17 protein-coding genes are annotated in these 14,256 nt (G+C 68.8%); 5 read left to right on the top strand and 12 right to left on the bottom strand.

Annotated elements, in window-relative coordinates:
- The 3 genes from LI92_RS15745 to LI92_RS15735 form a co-directional block, all read right to left on the bottom strand.
- The coding region (locus tag LI92_RS15745) for an AMP-binding protein (RefSeq protein ID WP_286135140.1) at nucleotides 1-998 on the bottom strand (998 nt) is incomplete at its 3' end.
- 121 nt (nucleotides 999-1,119) lie between these two features.
- Nucleotides 1,120-1,560, bottom strand: coding sequence for an SRPBCC family protein (locus tag LI92_RS15740; protein WP_046320410.1), 441 nt, complete (start codon nucleotides 1,558-1,560; stop codon nucleotides 1,120-1,122).
- 36 nt (nucleotides 1,561-1,596) lie between these two features.
- The gene (locus tag LI92_RS15735) at nucleotides 1,597-2,079 is read right to left on the bottom strand and encodes an acyl-CoA thioesterase (RefSeq protein WP_046320408.1); all 483 of its coding nucleotides are present in this window, start codon (nucleotides 2,077-2,079) and stop codon (nucleotides 1,597-1,599) included.
- A 14-nt stretch (nucleotides 2,080-2,093) separates the two neighbouring features.
- Here LI92_RS15735 and LI92_RS15730 point away from each other — a divergent pair, with 14 nt between their 5' ends.
- Entirely contained in the window at nucleotides 2,094-3,218 is a 1,125-nt protein-coding gene (locus tag LI92_RS15730) for an alcohol dehydrogenase catalytic domain-containing protein (RefSeq protein WP_046320406.1), read from the top strand.
- On the opposite strand, the gene LI92_RS15725 is transcribed toward LI92_RS15730, so the two are convergent.
- The 7 genes from LI92_RS15725 to LI92_RS15695 are packed head-to-tail and all read right to left on the bottom strand — an operon-like array spanning nucleotide 3,190 to nucleotide 9,607.
- Nucleotides 3,190-4,683 carry a flavin-containing monooxygenase gene (locus LI92_RS15725; protein ID WP_046320404.1) on the bottom strand — a complete coding sequence of 498 codons (1,494 nt, stop codon included), beginning with the start codon at nucleotides 4,681-4,683 and terminating at the stop codon, nucleotides 3,190-3,192. The genes LI92_RS15730 and LI92_RS15725 overlap by 29 nt on opposite strands.
- Entirely contained in the window at nucleotides 4,665-5,396 is a 732-nt protein-coding gene (locus LI92_RS15720) for an SDR family NAD(P)-dependent oxidoreductase (RefSeq protein WP_046320402.1), read from the bottom strand. The genes LI92_RS15725 and LI92_RS15720 overlap by 19 nt, the downstream gene beginning before the upstream one ends.
- On the bottom strand, nucleotides 5,393-6,142 hold the full coding sequence (locus tag LI92_RS15715; protein ID WP_046320400.1) for an aldolase/citrate lyase family protein: 750 nt from the start codon (nucleotides 6,140-6,142) through the stop codon (nucleotides 5,393-5,395). Before LI92_RS15715 ends, LI92_RS15720 begins: the two co-directional genes overlap by 4 nt.
- The gene (locus LI92_RS15710; protein ID WP_046320398.1) at nucleotides 6,139-7,107 is read right to left on the bottom strand and encodes a zinc-binding dehydrogenase; all 969 of its coding nucleotides are present in this window, start codon (nucleotides 7,105-7,107) and stop codon (nucleotides 6,139-6,141) included. The genes LI92_RS15715 and LI92_RS15710 overlap by 4 nt, the downstream gene beginning before the upstream one ends.
- A gap of 3 nt (nucleotides 7,108-7,110) precedes the next feature.
- Nucleotides 7,111-8,286, bottom strand: a complete 1,176-nt coding sequence (locus LI92_RS15705) for a cytochrome P450 (RefSeq protein ID WP_046320414.1) — start codon at nucleotides 8,284-8,286, stop codon at nucleotides 7,111-7,113.
- Between the two features lie 50 nt (nucleotides 8,287-8,336).
- Nucleotides 8,337-9,053 (bottom strand): hypothetical protein, encoded by a 717-nt coding sequence (locus LI92_RS15700; RefSeq protein WP_046320396.1) that lies wholly within the window; start codon nucleotides 9,051-9,053, stop codon nucleotides 8,337-8,339.
- Complete coding sequence (locus LI92_RS15695; protein ID WP_052740811.1) at nucleotides 9,053-9,607, bottom strand: hypothetical protein; 555 nt, start codon at nucleotides 9,605-9,607, stop codon at nucleotides 9,053-9,055. Before LI92_RS15695 ends, LI92_RS15700 begins: the two co-directional genes overlap by 1 nt.
- Before the next feature lie 143 nt (nucleotides 9,608-9,750).
- Between LI92_RS15695 and LI92_RS15690 the strand changes: the two genes are divergently transcribed.
- On the top strand, nucleotides 9,751-10,446 hold the full coding sequence (locus LI92_RS15690) for a DUF427 domain-containing protein (RefSeq protein WP_046320394.1): 696 nt from the start codon (nucleotides 9,751-9,753) through the stop codon (nucleotides 10,444-10,446).
- Here the strand turns inward: LI92_RS15690 and LI92_RS15685 are convergent.
- Nucleotides 10,441-11,340 carry an acyl-CoA thioesterase gene (locus LI92_RS15685; protein ID WP_046320392.1) on the bottom strand — a complete coding sequence of 300 codons (900 nt, stop codon included), beginning with the start codon at nucleotides 11,338-11,340 and terminating at the stop codon, nucleotides 10,441-10,443. The genes LI92_RS15690 and LI92_RS15685 overlap by 6 nt on opposite strands.
- Before the next feature lie 88 nt (nucleotides 11,341-11,428).
- Here LI92_RS15685 and LI92_RS15680 point away from each other — a divergent pair, with 88 nt between their 5' ends.
- From LI92_RS15680 to LI92_RS15670, 3 genes are all read left to right on the top strand, one after another.
- Nucleotides 11,429-12,289, top strand: coding sequence for an SMP-30/gluconolactonase/LRE family protein (locus LI92_RS15680; protein ID WP_046320412.1), 861 nt, complete (start codon nucleotides 11,429-11,431; stop codon nucleotides 12,287-12,289).
- A gap of 10 nt (nucleotides 12,290-12,299) precedes the next feature.
- Entirely contained in the window at nucleotides 12,300-13,106 is an 807-nt protein-coding gene (locus LI92_RS15675) for a thioesterase family protein (protein WP_046320390.1), read from the top strand.
- A 183-nt stretch (nucleotides 13,107-13,289) separates the two neighbouring features.
- Nucleotides 13,290-13,823 carry a TetR/AcrR family transcriptional regulator gene (locus LI92_RS15670; RefSeq protein ID WP_046320388.1) on the top strand — a complete coding sequence of 178 codons (534 nt, stop codon included), beginning with the start codon at nucleotides 13,290-13,292 and terminating at the stop codon, nucleotides 13,821-13,823.
- Here LI92_RS15670 and LI92_RS15665 read toward each other — a convergent pair.
- A partial coding sequence (locus LI92_RS15665; RefSeq protein WP_046320386.1) for an FAD-linked oxidase C-terminal domain-containing protein occupies nucleotides 13,820-14,256 on the bottom strand: 437 nt, incomplete at its 5' end. The genes LI92_RS15670 and LI92_RS15665 overlap by 4 nt on opposite strands.

Raw genomic sequence — 14,256 nt, 5'->3', positions numbered from 1 at the left:
AGATGTGTATAAGAGACAGGCCCGAAGGCCGCCAGGATCTTGGTGCCCGGGAAGGTCTCCGCCATCTGCCGCAGCAGTGCATCCGAGGCCGGCGCCGCGCCCCACGACATGGTCCGCAGACAGATGTCCCGCGGATTGGCCTGCTGCTCGGCGCAGACCGCCTGCCACTGGGCCGGCACCAGGAAGATCCCGGTCACCCGCTCGGCGGCCAGCACGTCGAGCAGTTGGCCGGCGTCGAAGGCCCCGAGCGGGTTGATGACGGTCGGGATGCCCAGCCACATGCCGGGCAGCAGGTTGCCCACCCCGGCGATGTGGAAGAACGGCACCCCGATGAACGCCACGTCGCCGGTGCCGGTCCCGGAGGTGTGCAGCGCTGTCATCGTCTGGCCCAACAGGTTGGTGTGGGTGAGCACCGCGCCCTTGGGCAGGCCGGTGGTCCCCGAGGTGTAGATGATCAGGGCCGGGGAGTCGTTGGGGATGTCGACCGGCGCGTGCGGTTCGCCGGTCTCGTCGATGAGGTCTTCGTAGCCGATCAGACCCGCATCGCTGTAACTGGGAGCACCGGCCACCACCACGGTCTCCAGCAGCTCGGTCAGCTCGCGCACGCCGGTGGCGACCGGCACCAGCGCCGGTTCGGTGATCAACACCCTGGCTTCGCAGTCGCTGACCAGGTAGGCGATCTCCGGCGGGGTGAGCCGGAAGTTCACCGGGACCGCGATTCCGCCGAGCATGTTGGCGGCCAGCACCGACTCGACGAACTCGGTGCGGTTGAGCATCAGGATCATCACCCGATCGCCGGCGCGGACCCCGCGACGGCTCAGAGCGTCGGCCAGCGCCGCGACCCGGTCCCGCAACTGGGCCCAGGTGGTGGTCTGGCCGAGGAAGCGCAGCGCCGTCGCGTTCGGCTGCATCAGCGCGTGCCGGTCCAACTGGTTGACCCAGTTCTGTCGACGAGCACGGTACGGCTGCTCGGCGGGATCGACGGTTGCGTGGCTCAATTCGGATCTCCCGCTTCGTATTGACGACTGCGCACGGCCTCGCCGCGCTTGCGATCGACGCTGAGGGTACGGCGCCGACCCGCTGCGCACGGCTTCGCCGCGCTTGCGATCGACGCTGAGGCTAGCCTGCCGCGAGTGCTTCGGCGCGCCGTTTGAGATTGTCGGCCAGATAGTCCAGGGCGTTGTTGAAGGCCTTCTTGAGCATCGGCTTGGGCACCGACATCTCGGTCTCGACATTCATGTCGACGGTGAGCAACGTCGTGGGACCGATCTCGACCACGGAGAACAGCTGCTCCTGCTTGCTGAACAGGTCACCCTGCTGCAGGACGGTCTGGATTTGGGTCTCGCTGGGGTAGTACACGGCCTGGATGAAGGTTCCGTCGAAGCCGGAGTAGGACGCATCCAGGCGCAGCTGGCTGGGCCGGCCGTCGTCGTAACGGGCCAGCACCCAAATCCCTTTGACCTCTTCGTTCCATTGTGGGTACGCCTCGAAGTCGGCCACGATACCCATGATCGTGGCGGCGTCGGCGGCGACTTCAACGGTCTTACTCACGAGCGGCACCCGCCGAGCATAGCCACCGGCCGGACAACCGCCGAGCTAAACCTGGGCGGTGGTCAGCAGCGCGCGGATACCGTCGGGAATCGGCACGGGCCGCCGGGTGGTGCGGTCGACATAGACGTGGACCCAGTGTCCGAGCGCGGCAAGCGGCGCCCCCGCTGCGGTCTGGGCGCCGCGGTCGTCCGGGGCCCGGAACACCGCGAGCCGGTAGGTGACGCTGCTGCGCCCGAGCCGGGTCACGGCCAGCCCGACCGCCAGCCGGTCCGGGAAGGCGAGTTCGCCCAGAAAGCGGCAACCCGACTCGGCCACCACCCCCAGCTGCGGTGCGGCGACCGGATCGATGTCCACATGGGCGGCGATCCAGCCATTGATGGCGGTGTCGAACAGCTGGTAGTACACCGCGTTGTTGAGATGGCCGAACATGTCGTTGTCGGCCCAGCGGGTCAGCACCGGCCAGTGCACCGGAAAGTCCTGGCTGGTCAAGCCTTCCGGCGCGGGCGGGACCGCTGCGTCCGAACTCATGGTTGTATTCCAGCATGACCACGATCCGCGGGGCGGTGCTGGAGCGGATCGGGGCGCCGCGCCCGTACGCCGACTCACGCCCGCTGACGGTGGCACAGGTGGAGCTGGACCCGCCCGGGCCGGGCGAACTGCTGGTGCGGATCGAGGCCGCCGGGGTCTGCCACTCCGATCTGTCGGTGGTCGACGGGAACCGGGTGCGACCGGTGCCGATGCTGCTCGGCCACGAGGCCGCCGGCATCGTCGAAGCGGTCGGTGCGGGAGTCACCGCGGTGCGAACCGGACAGCGGGTGGTGCTGGCCTTCCTGCCCCGCTGCGGCGCCTGCCCGGCGTGCGCCACCGACGGCATGGCGCCGTGTGAGCCCGGCAGCGCCGCCAACGGCGCGGGAACCCTGCTCGGCGGTGGGCTGCGGCTGCACCGCGGCGACCAGACCGTCTATCACCACCTCGGGGTCTCCGGGTTCGCCACGCATGCGGTGGTCAACCAGGCGAGCGCGGTGCCGGTCCCCGACGAGGTGCCTCCGGCGGTGGCGGCCCTCCTGGGCTGCGCGGTGCTGACTGGCGGCGGTGCCGTGCTCAACGTGGGCCGTCCGGGCCCGGGTGAGACCGTCGTGGTGGTCGGGCTCGGCGGGGTGGGGATGGCCGCGGTGCTGACCGCACTGGCCTACGACGAGGTGCAGGTGGTCGCCGTCGACCGGCTGCCGGACAAGCTGGCGGCCGCGGCCGAGCTGGGCGCGCACCGGACGTACACCCCCGAGCAGGCGCTCGCCGCCGGCGTGCGCGCACCGGTGGTGATCGAGGCGGCGGGGCACCCCGCCGCGTTGGAGGCCGCGATCGGTCTGACCGCGCCCGGCGGGCGCACCATCACCGTCGGTCTGCCGGCCCCGGACGCCCGGATCAGCGTGTCGCCACTGGGGCTTGTCGCCGAGGGCCGCTCGCTGATCGGCAGCTATCTGGGGTCAGCGGTTCCCGCGCGCGACATCCCCCGTTTCGTCCAAATGTGGCGGGCCGGCCGGCTTCCGGTGGAGCGCTTGGTGTCGTCCACCTTGCCCCTGGAGCGGATCAACGAGGCCATGGACCAGCTCGCCGACGGCGTCGCGGTGCGCCAGATCATCACCTTCGGTCAGCCGGTTCGAAGGTGAAGTCGGCGGGCCGGAACCTGCGGGTCATGGCCCAGAAGGCACCGGCGCTACGCGGCCACTGCGTCACCACGCGTCCGTTTGCCGCCCGAAAATAGTTGCTGCATCGGGAGGTCCACACCGTGTTGCGCATCCACCGGTCGACCTTGGCGATGAATTCCGTCAGCGCGGCAGGCCGCACGGCGACATAGGACTTGCGGGTACGCCGCAGATGTTTGAACACCCGCACGATGTAGCGTGCCTGGGCTTCCAGCACGAAGATCACGCTGTTGGACCCGACGTTGGTGTTGGGTCCGTAGAGCATGAAGAAGTTGGGGAAACCGGGCATCGCCATACCCAGATAGGCGCGCGGCCCATCACGCCAGGCCTGCTTGAGCGTGGTTCCCCCCTCACCGGTCACCTCGATCTGACCCAGGTAGTCCGCGGCCGCGTACCCGGTGGCGCAGACCACCACGTCGACTTCGCATTCGGTGCCGTCCTCGGCGACCACCGATCGGGCACGCAACGCTGCGGCCGGGCTGTTCACCACTTCGACGTTGGCGCGGGCCAGCGCCGGCAGGTACTCCGAGGAGAAGACCAGCCGCTTGCAGCCCAACGGATGATCGGGGGTGAGCTCTGCCCGCAGTATCTCATCGGAGATGGTGTTGTCCAGCAGTTTTCGCGCGACATCGGTCAGCTCCCGGGTCCTGTCGCTGCCGCTCTCGATCACCGAGATGTTCGCTTCGCTGCGCAGCCAGAGCCGCAGCCGATACAGTCGCTTGGCCAAGGGGACGCGGGCGAATACCCAACGCTGCAGCGGCGTGTAGGGACGGTCGGGTTTGGGCAGGATCCAGGTGGGCGACCGCTGCAGTGAGTACACCTTCTCGGCAACCTCGGCCAGCTCCGGCAACAGTTGCGCCGCAGTCGAACCGGTCCCCAGCACGGCGACCTTCGCCCCGGCGATCGGCACCGAATGGTCCCACCGCGCCGAGTGCATGACGGTGCCGGTGAAGGGCTGCTCTTCGATCAGATCCGGCAACACCGGCCGGGTGAACAGGCCGACCGCCGAGACCACCGCGTCGAACCGGTACTCGGCGCCGTCGCGGGCCCCCAGGCACCACTGGCGCCGGTCTTCCTCCCAGCGGGCCGAACAGATCTCGGTGCGCAGCCGCAGGTGTTCGGTCAGCCCGTGCTCGGCGGCGCAACGCTCGAAGTAGGCGAGGATCTCCGGCTGCTGCGACCATTGCCGCGACCAATGGGCGTTCAGGTCGAAAGAGTAGGAGTACAGATGCGACCTGACATCGCATGCCAACCCCGGATAGGTGTTGATCCGCCAGGTTCCTCCGACCCCGTCCTCCCGGTCGAAAATGGTGAAGTCGAAAAACCCCGCACGCCGCAACAGGATTCCCAATGCCAGACCGCCCGGGCCGGCGCCGATGACGCCGATCGACAGCCCCTTCCCGGGCGGCTTCACCGAATCTGCAGACATTGGCCGCCGTCCACGATCAGTTCAGCCCCGGTGATGAACGAAGCGGCCTGCGAGACGAGGAATGCCACCGCATCGGCCACCTCGCCGGGGCGGCCGAGCCGGCCGCTGGCCGCCACCGCGGCCAGTCGCTGTTGCGTGACGTCGTCGAGCATCGGGGTGGAGATCGGCCCGGGAAACACCGCGTTGACCCGGATTCCCGCCGGGGCCAGTTCGGCGGCGACGGTCTGGGTCAGCCCGCGCAGCGCCCATTTCGACGAACCGTAGGCACTGTGCTGGGGGAACGGGCGGATCGCCCCGGTGCTGCAGGTGTTGACGATGGCCGCACCTTCGCACTGCCGCAGTTGCTCCAGCACCGCTTTGATGCCCAGAAAGGCGCCGAGACAGTTGACCCGCCAGGCCCTTTCGAAGTCCTCGGGGGTCTCGTCGACGATCGGCGCCCGGTGCAGGGTCCCGGCGTTGTTGATCAGCGTCGTCAACGCGCCGAACCGGCGCACAGTGGCGGCCACGGCCGCGTCCCACTGCTCGGGGAAGGTCACGTCCAGCTCAATGCCGATCAGCGCGTCGTCGTTGCGCGCGGCGACGGCGGCATCGAGCTCGGCCCGGTTCACGTCGCAGGCGGCCACCGCGAATCCGTCCGCCCGTAGCCGTTCTGCGATCGCCCAGCCCTGACCGCGGGCCGCACCGGTGACCAGGGCCACGCGTGGTTGGCTCATCGGCCCCTCGCTTCGTCGAGGTGGTCGATGGCGCCGCGCCGCAGTGCCTGCGACTCCGCGGCCAGCGTGATCATCTGGTATCCCAGGCCGGCCAGCGCCGCACCAGCGGTGCCCGAGCCGGCGTGAATCGCCGCTGTCACGCCCGCCTCGGATGCGGCGCGCTGAATCCGGGTCATCGCTGTCAGCATGTCGGGATCCGTGGTGGCCCGGGCGACGTCGACCCCCATCGAGATGGCCAGGTCGGCGGGCCCGACGTAGACACCGGCCAGTCCGGGGACCGCGCAGATCCGCTCCAGGTCGGCCAATGCCGCTGCGGTCTCGATCATGGCGAACACGTCCGCGCGCGCCTCCAGGGCACCCAGGTCGCGGCCCAATGCGGCCCGCAGGGGCCCGAAGCTGCGGTTGCCCGCCGGCGGGTAGCGGGTCGCGGCGACCGCGGCCGCTGCCTGTTCGGCCGTCTCGATGAGCGCCACGATGACTGCGTCGGCGCCGGCGTCGAGCACCCGGCCGATGGGGGCCGGATCGGCGTTGGGCACCCGGACCGCCGTCGCGATCGGCAGGTGCTCGGTGTACCGCAGCATCGAGGCGATGCGGGCGTCGTCGAGGTAGCTGTGCTGGGCGTCGAAGCCCACGTAGTCGTATCCGGCGCGGGCGAACTCCTCGGGCCCCAACACGGTTGGACCGGTGATCCAGCCGCCCCAGATCGGTGCCCGCTGCGCCAGCGCGTCGCCCAACGCCGACATCATGCGACCATCGCGATCTTGACGCGGCCGGGAACCGGTCGGGCCGCCAGCTCGAAGGCGTCCTGCGCTTGGTGGCAACCGAAGACGTGGGTGACGTAGTCGCCCAGCAGTTCGGGATGGTCGGCGGCGAAGCGCGCTGCGGCCGAGAGCATCCGCCGACGGTCGTGGGTGATCCCGGAGATCAACGTCAGATTGTTGCGCAGCATGGCGCGCATGTTGATCGGATAGCTGTCGTCGTCGGGGACTCCGAAGTAGAACACCGTCCCGCCGGGTGCGGCGGCCTCGATGGCGTGGCCCAGGGTGGCGACCTGGTGGCCTACCGCCTCGATCACGATCTCCGGCCGGTCGGCGGGGTCCAGGTGGCGCAGCCAGCGGTCACTGGTCGCCTGGACGACGGAGTCGACGCCGAACGCGGCGGCCACATCGCGGCGGTCGACCGGGTCCACCCCGGTGACCCGACGTGCACCGGCGGCCTTGGCCACGGCGCTGAACAGCAGGCCGATCGAGCCCTGACCGATCACCGCGACGTGGCGCCCGGCGAGGTCGGGCAACTGTTCGACGGCGTAGAGCACACATGCCAGCGGCTGCAGACCCACCGCTCGGGCGGGATCCAGTGCCCGGTCATAGCCCAGCAGCCCGTCGCCGTCACTGACCACCTGCTCCATCAGGCCGTCGAAGCCCGACGCCCAGCCGACCACGCGGTCTCCGGGCCGATGCTGGGGATGCCGGCTGACGATGACGTCGCCGACGATCTCGTGGATCGGGAAGCCGAGCTTCTCGGCGGCGCCGGCACCGTTGTCACCGGGCAGCCTGCCCTGTGCGCCGCGAAAGGCCGGTAGGTCGCTGCCGCACACTCCGGCGGCGACGAACCGCAACAGCACCTGACCTGTGCCGATCTGTTGTTCGGCGGGTTCGGCAACCTCGACCCGCTCGAACTGATACGGCGCGATCAACCGGTGCGCCCACATGGCTTACACCTCCACCGGAATGCTGTTCCAGCCCCACTGGAAGCTGGACGGCAGCCTGGTCGCGCCGCCTTCGCTGATGCGGTATTCCGCGACACGGCGCAGCCATTCCTGCACCAGGACCGTGACTTCCAGCCGGGCCAGGTGGTAGCCGATGCAGAAGTGCTGTCCGCGCCCGAAAGCCAGTGACCTTTCTATTTTTCGGTCCCAATGGAATTCGTCGGGATTCGGGTACTCGCGCTCGTCCCGGTTGGCCGACGCCAACAGGGTGATGATGCGCTGACCGGGCTTGATCGTGGTGCCGTGCAAGGTGAAGGGTTTGCGGGCGGTGCGGGCGAACCATTGCGCGGGTGCGCAGTACCGGATCATCTCCTCGCGTGCGCTCGGCACCGTGGTGTTCGGATCCGTGCGCACCGCGGCCAGTTGGTCCGGTCGGCGGGCCAGTTCCCACAGTCCGTGCGCCACGATCTTGGGTACCGTCTCGGTGCCGCCGATGAAGATGCACAGCAGTTGCGTGGCGGCTTCGACATCGTCGAGGACGCTGCCGTCCGGTAAGCGGTAGGCCAGAATTCCGTCGACGATCGGCAGCGCGCCGGGTTCCCGCTCGGCGCGCCGGCGTTGCACAGCGGGGATGAGGTACTGCAGATAATTGGGTCGCGCCGCGGCTGTGTCCACGCCGCTGCCGGCCTGCGCGAGGCTGCCGGCGTTGACCGCGGCCAGCACCTCCGCGGCGAGCTCGATCGGAATGCCCAGTAGGTCGCACACCACTTGGGCCACCACGATTCCCGCATAGTCACAGGTCAGGTCGAAGCGGCCGCGCGGAAGCAGTTCATCGAGCCGCTGGTTGGCCAGGGCGCGCACGCGGTCTTGCCAGTCGGCCACCGACCGGGGCCGGAATGCCGGCGACTGCAGCCGACGGATGTCGTCGTAGATCGGCTTGTCGAAGACGGCGTGGAAGGGCAGCGGATGCAGCGGCGGGTCCGGTACCGGACCGCTGTTGTGGTGTGCCAACACACTGGCCGCCGGCAGGGTGCCCTCGGAGGCCACGAAGGTTCCGTCACTGACGGCCAGGACATCCCAGATGTCGTCGAAGCGGGACAGTGCGTAGAGATCCCATTGCGGGACGTAGTACATCGGGTGCTGATCGCGCAGCACCCGGTAGTACGGCAGCGGGTCAGCCATCACCGCGGGGTCGAACGGATCGTAGGAGAACTCGGGCGCCGCAACGCTTGTCACGTGTTGTCTCGCTGTAGCGGCGACGGGGGCAAGGCCTGCAGGATCGAGTCCTCCCAGCCGTCACGCAAGGCGGGGGCCACACTCATCCAGGTCACGATCTCGGCCGGCGGATGGTCTTTCCACGACGGGTAGTGCTCGGCGAAGCAATCCCATCCGCCGTCGAGCGCCCAGTAGTGGATGACCTCGTTGAAGCGGAACGTGGTGGTGAACGAACCGAGCCAGCGCTTTCCGGTGCGCTCCGACCACGGCACGTACAGCCGCTCCAGCTCACGAATGTAGTCGTCCTGGCGACCGGGCTTGGTCTGCATGATCTCCTGAATCACCACGGTCGCGTCGAAGCCGGCTTCGCACAGCGCAGACAGCGTCTTGTTGCGCGGCCCGGGATACATGATGCGGCCCTCCCCCGAGGCACCGATGCCGGCCAGGTAAGCCGACCAATCGGCCGCGGGCTGGGCGTGGCTGCCGCCCCGGCTCTGTGCCCGTCCGATCCGGGCGTAGTCGGCGAACGCGTCGATCTCCCAGATGACGGTGACCTGCGGCCAATGTCCGTTGTAGGCGGTGGACTCCCACAGTCCGAAGAGGCGGGCGCCGAGGTCGGTCATCATGGGCTGGTAGGTCTCGGTGAAGTTGTGGGTGAAGTCGTCGCTGGTGCCGCGGCCCAGATCGATCGTCTCGTGCAGATACAGCAGGGTGTGGTCGTAGTACTTGCGCATCAGCCGACCGCGACCAGATCGGAAGTGACCGGCAGGCAATGACTCTGGTCGCTTCGGAATGTCTCCGGCCCGTCGAGGTGCGCCACCTTCCCGCCGGCGGCGGCAAGCGCCCGACGTTTGAACGCCCGTCCTGCCACGGAGGGCGTGTGCTGGACCGTGCGCAGCCGGCGATCCAGCTCCAGCGTCGCGGGCCGCCCCCACACCACGAGCTCCGTCAGGCTGCATCGCAGCGCCTGCTGCACCCGCTGGTGGATTCGCGCGTCGGCGCAAAGCGCATCGGCGGCCACCGCCAGGGCGTGCCCGGGCGGCTCGCACTCGGGCGCGGCAAGGTGGGCCTCCAGGTCGGCGGCGCTCAGGCCGAGGATCTGCAACGGCCGCAGGTCCAGGTGCGCGGGCACCAGCACGCGCACGGCCCAGCCGGTCGCCGCCCGTTGATACAGCCAGCCGCCGGCGCTGTGCACCAGGCCGGCGACGTCGCTGGCGATGACGTCGAGTCGGTAGCGCAGACACTGGTCGTGCACCGAGGAATCAAGTGCCGCAGCGGTACTCGTCATCACATCTTCCCAGCTCGTCGGGTGCCGCCGGTCCGACGAGCCCGGTCCGTCTGCGCAGCACAACTTCCGGTGATATTACAGTTGGAGCAGAATTTGTAAAGCCGAATTCAGTGGGACACGTCCGGGGCAAGGGGTGAGGGAACGTGAGTCTGGTTGCCGGGCATGGTCCGCTCAGCACCGAGCGGGCCGGTTGGTTCGCGCCGGAGATCACCGGCGCTTTGGTCTACGTCGAGCCGCATCCGCGCCGGGTGCAGGCGATCCGCGCTCAGCGCTGCGTGATCGACACCGAAGAGGTGCTGCTGGTCCATCGCCAGGGCGAGCCGTTGAGCTACGCCTTTCGCGAGGATGCCGTTCGCGGGCTGCCGTGTCGGGCGCTGCCGGAGGCGCCCGGTTTCGTGCAGGTCGCCTGGGACGCCGCGGACACCTGGTTCGAGGAGGGCCGTCAGCTGGTGCACTACCCGCCGAACCCCTATCACCGGATCGATTGCCGCCCCAGCCGGCGAGCCCTGCGGGTCGAGGTCGCCGGCATCGCCCTGGTGGACACCGACGACACGGTCATCCTGTTCGAGACAGCCCTGGCCCCGCGGCTCTACGTCACCGCGAACCACGTGCGCACCGAGCTGCTGCAGGCATCGACGACGTCGACGTATTGCAACTACAAGGGCTACGCCAGCTACTGGAGCGCAGTCGTCGGCGACACCGTCATACCGGACGTGGCGTGGGCCTACCTGGACCCCCTCCCGGAAAGTGCTGCCATTTCCGGGCTTTTCAGTTTCGACTTGTCACGGGCCGCCGGTTTCGCCGAGTTGCCGAAACCGGCCGGGCGTCTGCCGCTATAGCCGCGAGTGCTCGGCGATGCTGTTGTCGCTGGTACGCAATGGCCGGATCAGCCCATCCTGGGCAAAGGAGGCGATGAGCTCGCCCTCCTCGGTGTGCACCGTTCCGCGAACGTAGGACATGCCCGCGCCCACCTGCGTGCTCTCGTGACTGTAGAGGAGCCAGCCGTCCCAGCGCACCTTCTCGTGGAAGCTCACCGTGACGGTCATGGGAGCCGTCGACACCGTCACGTGCGACTGGCTCGTTCCGATCCCGGCATGCGCGCGCATCGTGGTTGAGATCCCCAAATGTCCGGTGAAATAAGCGATCAGCGCCTTGGCGAGATCATCACGGGCAGGAATGGGGTCATAGCGCAGCCAGGCGTAGAGCTCCGGGGGCCCAACCTCGTCAGGACTGTTGACGTCCACCACGTCGACCAGGCGCACCTCTCGCCCAGCCATCGGCATGGCGCAGGGGTTGGCCTCCGCCGGGGCGGTGACATCCGGGCGGCGGAGGTGGTGGGTGATGATGTCGGCCGACGGCACATCGGCGAGCACCGTGATGGTGGCGCAGCGTTTGCCGTTCTGCAGGACCGAGATCACCGCGGCGGCCGTGGAGCGCCCCTCGCTGACGACATCGATCGCGTATTCCGCCGGCGGCCCCACCAGAACTGCCCGGGCGAACACCGCGTGCACCGATCGGATCGACTTGTCCGCGAACCGTTGCGCCGCCGCCACGATGGCCTGCGCCACCAACTGGGTGCCCTCCACCACCTGGCGCTCGTCCCCACCGGCCAGCCCGGTGGCGCCGACGAAGCGGTCGGGACCGTCGGCAACCACTTCGAACAGGTCCAGCAGGCCGCTCACCGACCAGTGCGTCGCAGGGGAAGTCTCGGTTGTCGCGGATGTTTCAGACATTCCGCGAGCGTGACATTTTGGGCGCATTTTGTAAAGTGTGTACAAGCCGCGCCCAGGGCGGCCGGACAGGAGGGCGACAGTGTTGGGTATCGCCGAGACAGGTTCGCAGCAAGGCGTCGACGCCTCGTCGTCGGCGCCTGCACCCCTGGCGGACGGCTTCTGCTTCGGGGAAGGGCCCCGCTGGTTCGAGGGCTTGTTGTGGTTTTCGGACATGCTCGGCGAGGCGATCCACACCGTCACGCTCAACGGCTCGATGACAACGGTTCCCCTACCGGGCCACAGCCCCAGCGGGTTGGGCTTCCGGCCGGACGGCACCCTGCTGATCGCCTCGGCCGCAGATCGTCGGGTGCTCTGCTACGACGGCGACTCGGTCTCCACGCTGGTCGATCTGGCTGACCGCGTCCCGGCCGATCTCGGCGACATGGTGGTGGACGCGGCCGGCCGCAGCTACATCGGGTCACAGGCACCCTCCGGCGGGGTGCTCGTACGCGTGGATCCGGACGCGAGCGTGCGCATCGTCGCCGAGGACCTCGACTTTCCGAATGGGATGGTGATCTCCCCGGACGGGACCACCCTGACGGTGGCCGAATCGATGGGCCGCCGGCTCACCCGGTTCACCATCGACGCCGACGGCGGGCTGCACGCCCGCCGCACCTTCGCCGACGGGCTGGACGGGCCGCCGGATGGCATCGCGCTCGACGCCGCCGGAGGGGTCTGGACGGCGATGACGCTGGCGAATCAGTTCGAACGCATCGTCGAGGGCGGCATCGTGACCGACCGCATCGCGACCGGCGGCCGGGCCGCGATCGCCTGCGCGCTGGGCGGCCGCCGGCGCCGCACCCTGTTTCTGCTGACAAGTCCCAGCGCCTACCCCAAGCGGCTGATCGGGACCCGCGACTCACGGCTGGACACGGTGACCGTGGCGATTCCCGGCGCCGGATTGCCCTGAAAGGGATGCCATGACCGACGCCTACTACGACCTGCTGGACCCCGATGACTCCCGCGGCGAGAGGTTCGCGGCCACCGATTTCGTCCGAGGAACCTGGTCAGCTCAGATTCAGCACGCCGCGCCGGTGTCGGCGCTGCTGGTCCGGGCGCTGGAGCGCCTGGACGCCCGCGACGACACCCGGCTCAGCCGGGTCACCATCGACCTGCTGGGACCGGTACCGGCCGAGGGTGACCTGTGGGTGCGGGGCCAGGTGGACCGCCCCGGCAAGCAGATCGAACTGGTCAGCGCTCAAATGCTGGCAGCCGGCCCGGACCGGCTCCTGCGGCCGGTCGCCCGCGCGACCGGTTGGCGGCTCCAGAAACTGGACACCTCCGAGGTGCAGCACGCCTGCGCGCCTCCACTGCGGCCGGTCCACGAGGCGCGCGGCATCGACGTGCAGCGCAAGTGGGACCGCAACTACGTGCACAGCCTGGATTGGCGGTGGTTGACCACGCCGCTGGCACCGGGGGCCGGCGAGTCGTGGATCTCGCCGATCGTCGACCTGGTCAACGGCGAGGCGATGACACCATTGCAGCGGCTGTTCGCGGTGGCCGACGACGCCAACGGCGTCGGCACCAAGCTCGACATCACCACGTGGACGTTCCTCAACACCGATCTGGTGGTGCACGTGCACCGGATTCCCGACGGCGAATGGATCGGGATCCGCGCCGAGACCAACTACGGCCCGGACGGCATCGGGACGACCATCGGCACGCTGTTCGACCAGCGCGGCGCGGTTGCCGGCATCCAGCAGTCGGTCCTGGTGCGCCGTCGTTGACCGTCCCCGGCAGCCCTGCCGATCCCCGGCCACCGCGACAGCTCCGGCTGACCGGATGTGACGCCAGGCGCGTCGATCGCGATAATCGACTCACGGTCCGGCCCGGGACCCACGACGGCGAGGAACGATGTCCAAGCACCGAACTCCCGTGACACTTGCTCCCTACTTTGTAAAGTTTGCGCAATGACACCTTCGGTGGACACCCCCGACAACTCGACGCGGCAGCGGATCCTCGCGGCCACCGCCGAGGTGCTCGGGCGCAACGGGATGACCAAGCTCAGCCTGTCGGAGGTGGCCGCCCAGGCCGGGGTCTCCCGCCCGACCCTGTATCGGTGGTTCCCGTCGAAGGAAGAGCTGATCTCAGCGTTCTCCCGCTACGAGCGGCACATCTTCGACAGCGGTCTGGCGAGCGCCACCGAAGGACTTAAGGGAGCCGAAAAGCTCGACGCTGCACTGCGTTTCATCGTCGACTACCAGCACTCCTCGACGGGCGTGCGAATGATAGACATCGAACCCAAGCACGTGCTGGCCGATTTCTCCCGGATCATCGTGCCGATGCGCGAGGGCCTGCAGCGCATGCTGACCGGACCCGATGCCGCAGTGAAGGCGGCCGCAGCCATCCGGATCGCCATCTCGCACTACATCATTCGCAGCGACGACTCTGAGCAATTCCTCGCTCAGCTGCGCCAGGCCGTCGGCAGCAGGCACCGCGACTAGTCGAACAAGACCGCGGCATTGAGATACCCGGTCGGATCGAACGCTGCTTTGATCGTCCGCATCGCCGCGATGTCGGCCGGCCCGCGCGACATCGACAGGTAGGCCCGCTTTCGGCTTCCCACCCCGTGTTCGGAGCTGACGTTGCCGCCGCACTCGGCGATGAGCTCCATCATCGCCACATACAGGCCCGCCTCGGCTGATTCCGAGCACCGCAGCACGTTGAAGTGCAGGTTTCCCTCGCCGATATGACCGAACAGCACCGGCAGCGCCTCCGGTGCATGGCGCTGCACCAGCGCGCTCGCCGCCGCGGCGAATCCGGCGACGGCCGCCAGGGGCAGTGAGACATCGAACTTCAGTGGGGGGCCGAACGCTCCCAGTACGTCGGCTACCGCTTCGCGCACCCGCCAGAGTCGCTGCTGTGTCGCGAGGTCAG

Origin of the sequence: Mycobacterium sp. UM_Kg1 (assembly GCF_000972925.1) — a bacterium.
GTDB lineage: Bacteria > Actinomycetota > Actinomycetes > Mycobacteriales > Mycobacteriaceae > Mycobacterium > Mycobacterium hiberniae.
This window is presented reverse-complemented; position numbering and strand designations above follow the sequence as displayed.

Excerpts from the sequence above, each read along its gene's own strand:
- LI92_RS15735 (WP_046320408.1), bottom strand. The coding sequence starts at position 2,079 with ATGAGTTCGGACGCAGCGGTCCCGCCCGCGCCGGAAGGCTTGACCAGC.
- LI92_RS15730 (WP_046320406.1), top strand. The coding sequence starts at position 2,094 with ATGACCACGATCCGCGGGGCGGTGCTGGAGCGGATCGGGGCGCCGCGC.
- LI92_RS15725 (WP_046320404.1), bottom strand. The coding sequence starts at position 4,683 with ATGTCTGCAGATTCGGTGAAGCCGCCCGGGAAGGGGCTGTCGATCGGC.
- LI92_RS15720 (WP_046320402.1), bottom strand. The coding sequence starts at position 5,396 with ATGAGCCAACCACGCGTGGCCCTGGTCACCGGTGCGGCCCGCGGTCAG.
- LI92_RS15715 (WP_046320400.1), bottom strand. The coding sequence starts at position 6,142 with ATGATGTCGGCGTTGGGCGACGCGCTGGCGCAGCGGGCACCGATCTGG.
- LI92_RS15710 (WP_046320398.1), bottom strand. The coding sequence starts at position 7,107 with ATGTGGGCGCACCGGTTGATCGCGCCGTATCAGTTCGAGCGGGTCGAG.
- LI92_RS15705 (WP_046320414.1), bottom strand. The coding sequence starts at position 8,286 with ATGGCTGACCCGCTGCCGTACTACCGGGTGCTGCGCGATCAGCACCCG.
- LI92_RS15700 (WP_046320396.1), bottom strand. The coding sequence starts at position 9,053 with ATGCGCAAGTACTACGACCACACCCTGCTGTATCTGCACGAGACGATC.
- LI92_RS15695 (WP_052740811.1), bottom strand. The coding sequence starts at position 9,607 with ATGACGAGTACCGCTGCGGCACTTGATTCCTCGGTGCACGACCAGTGT.
- LI92_RS15685 (WP_046320392.1), bottom strand. The coding sequence starts at position 11,340 with ATGTCTGAAACATCCGCGACAACCGAGACTTCCCCTGCGACGCACTGG.
- LI92_RS15675 (WP_046320390.1), top strand. The coding sequence starts at position 12,300 with ATGACCGACGCCTACTACGACCTGCTGGACCCCGATGACTCCCGCGGC.
- LI92_RS15670 (WP_046320388.1), top strand. The coding sequence starts at position 13,290 with ATGACACCTTCGGTGGACACCCCCGACAACTCGACGCGGCAGCGGATC.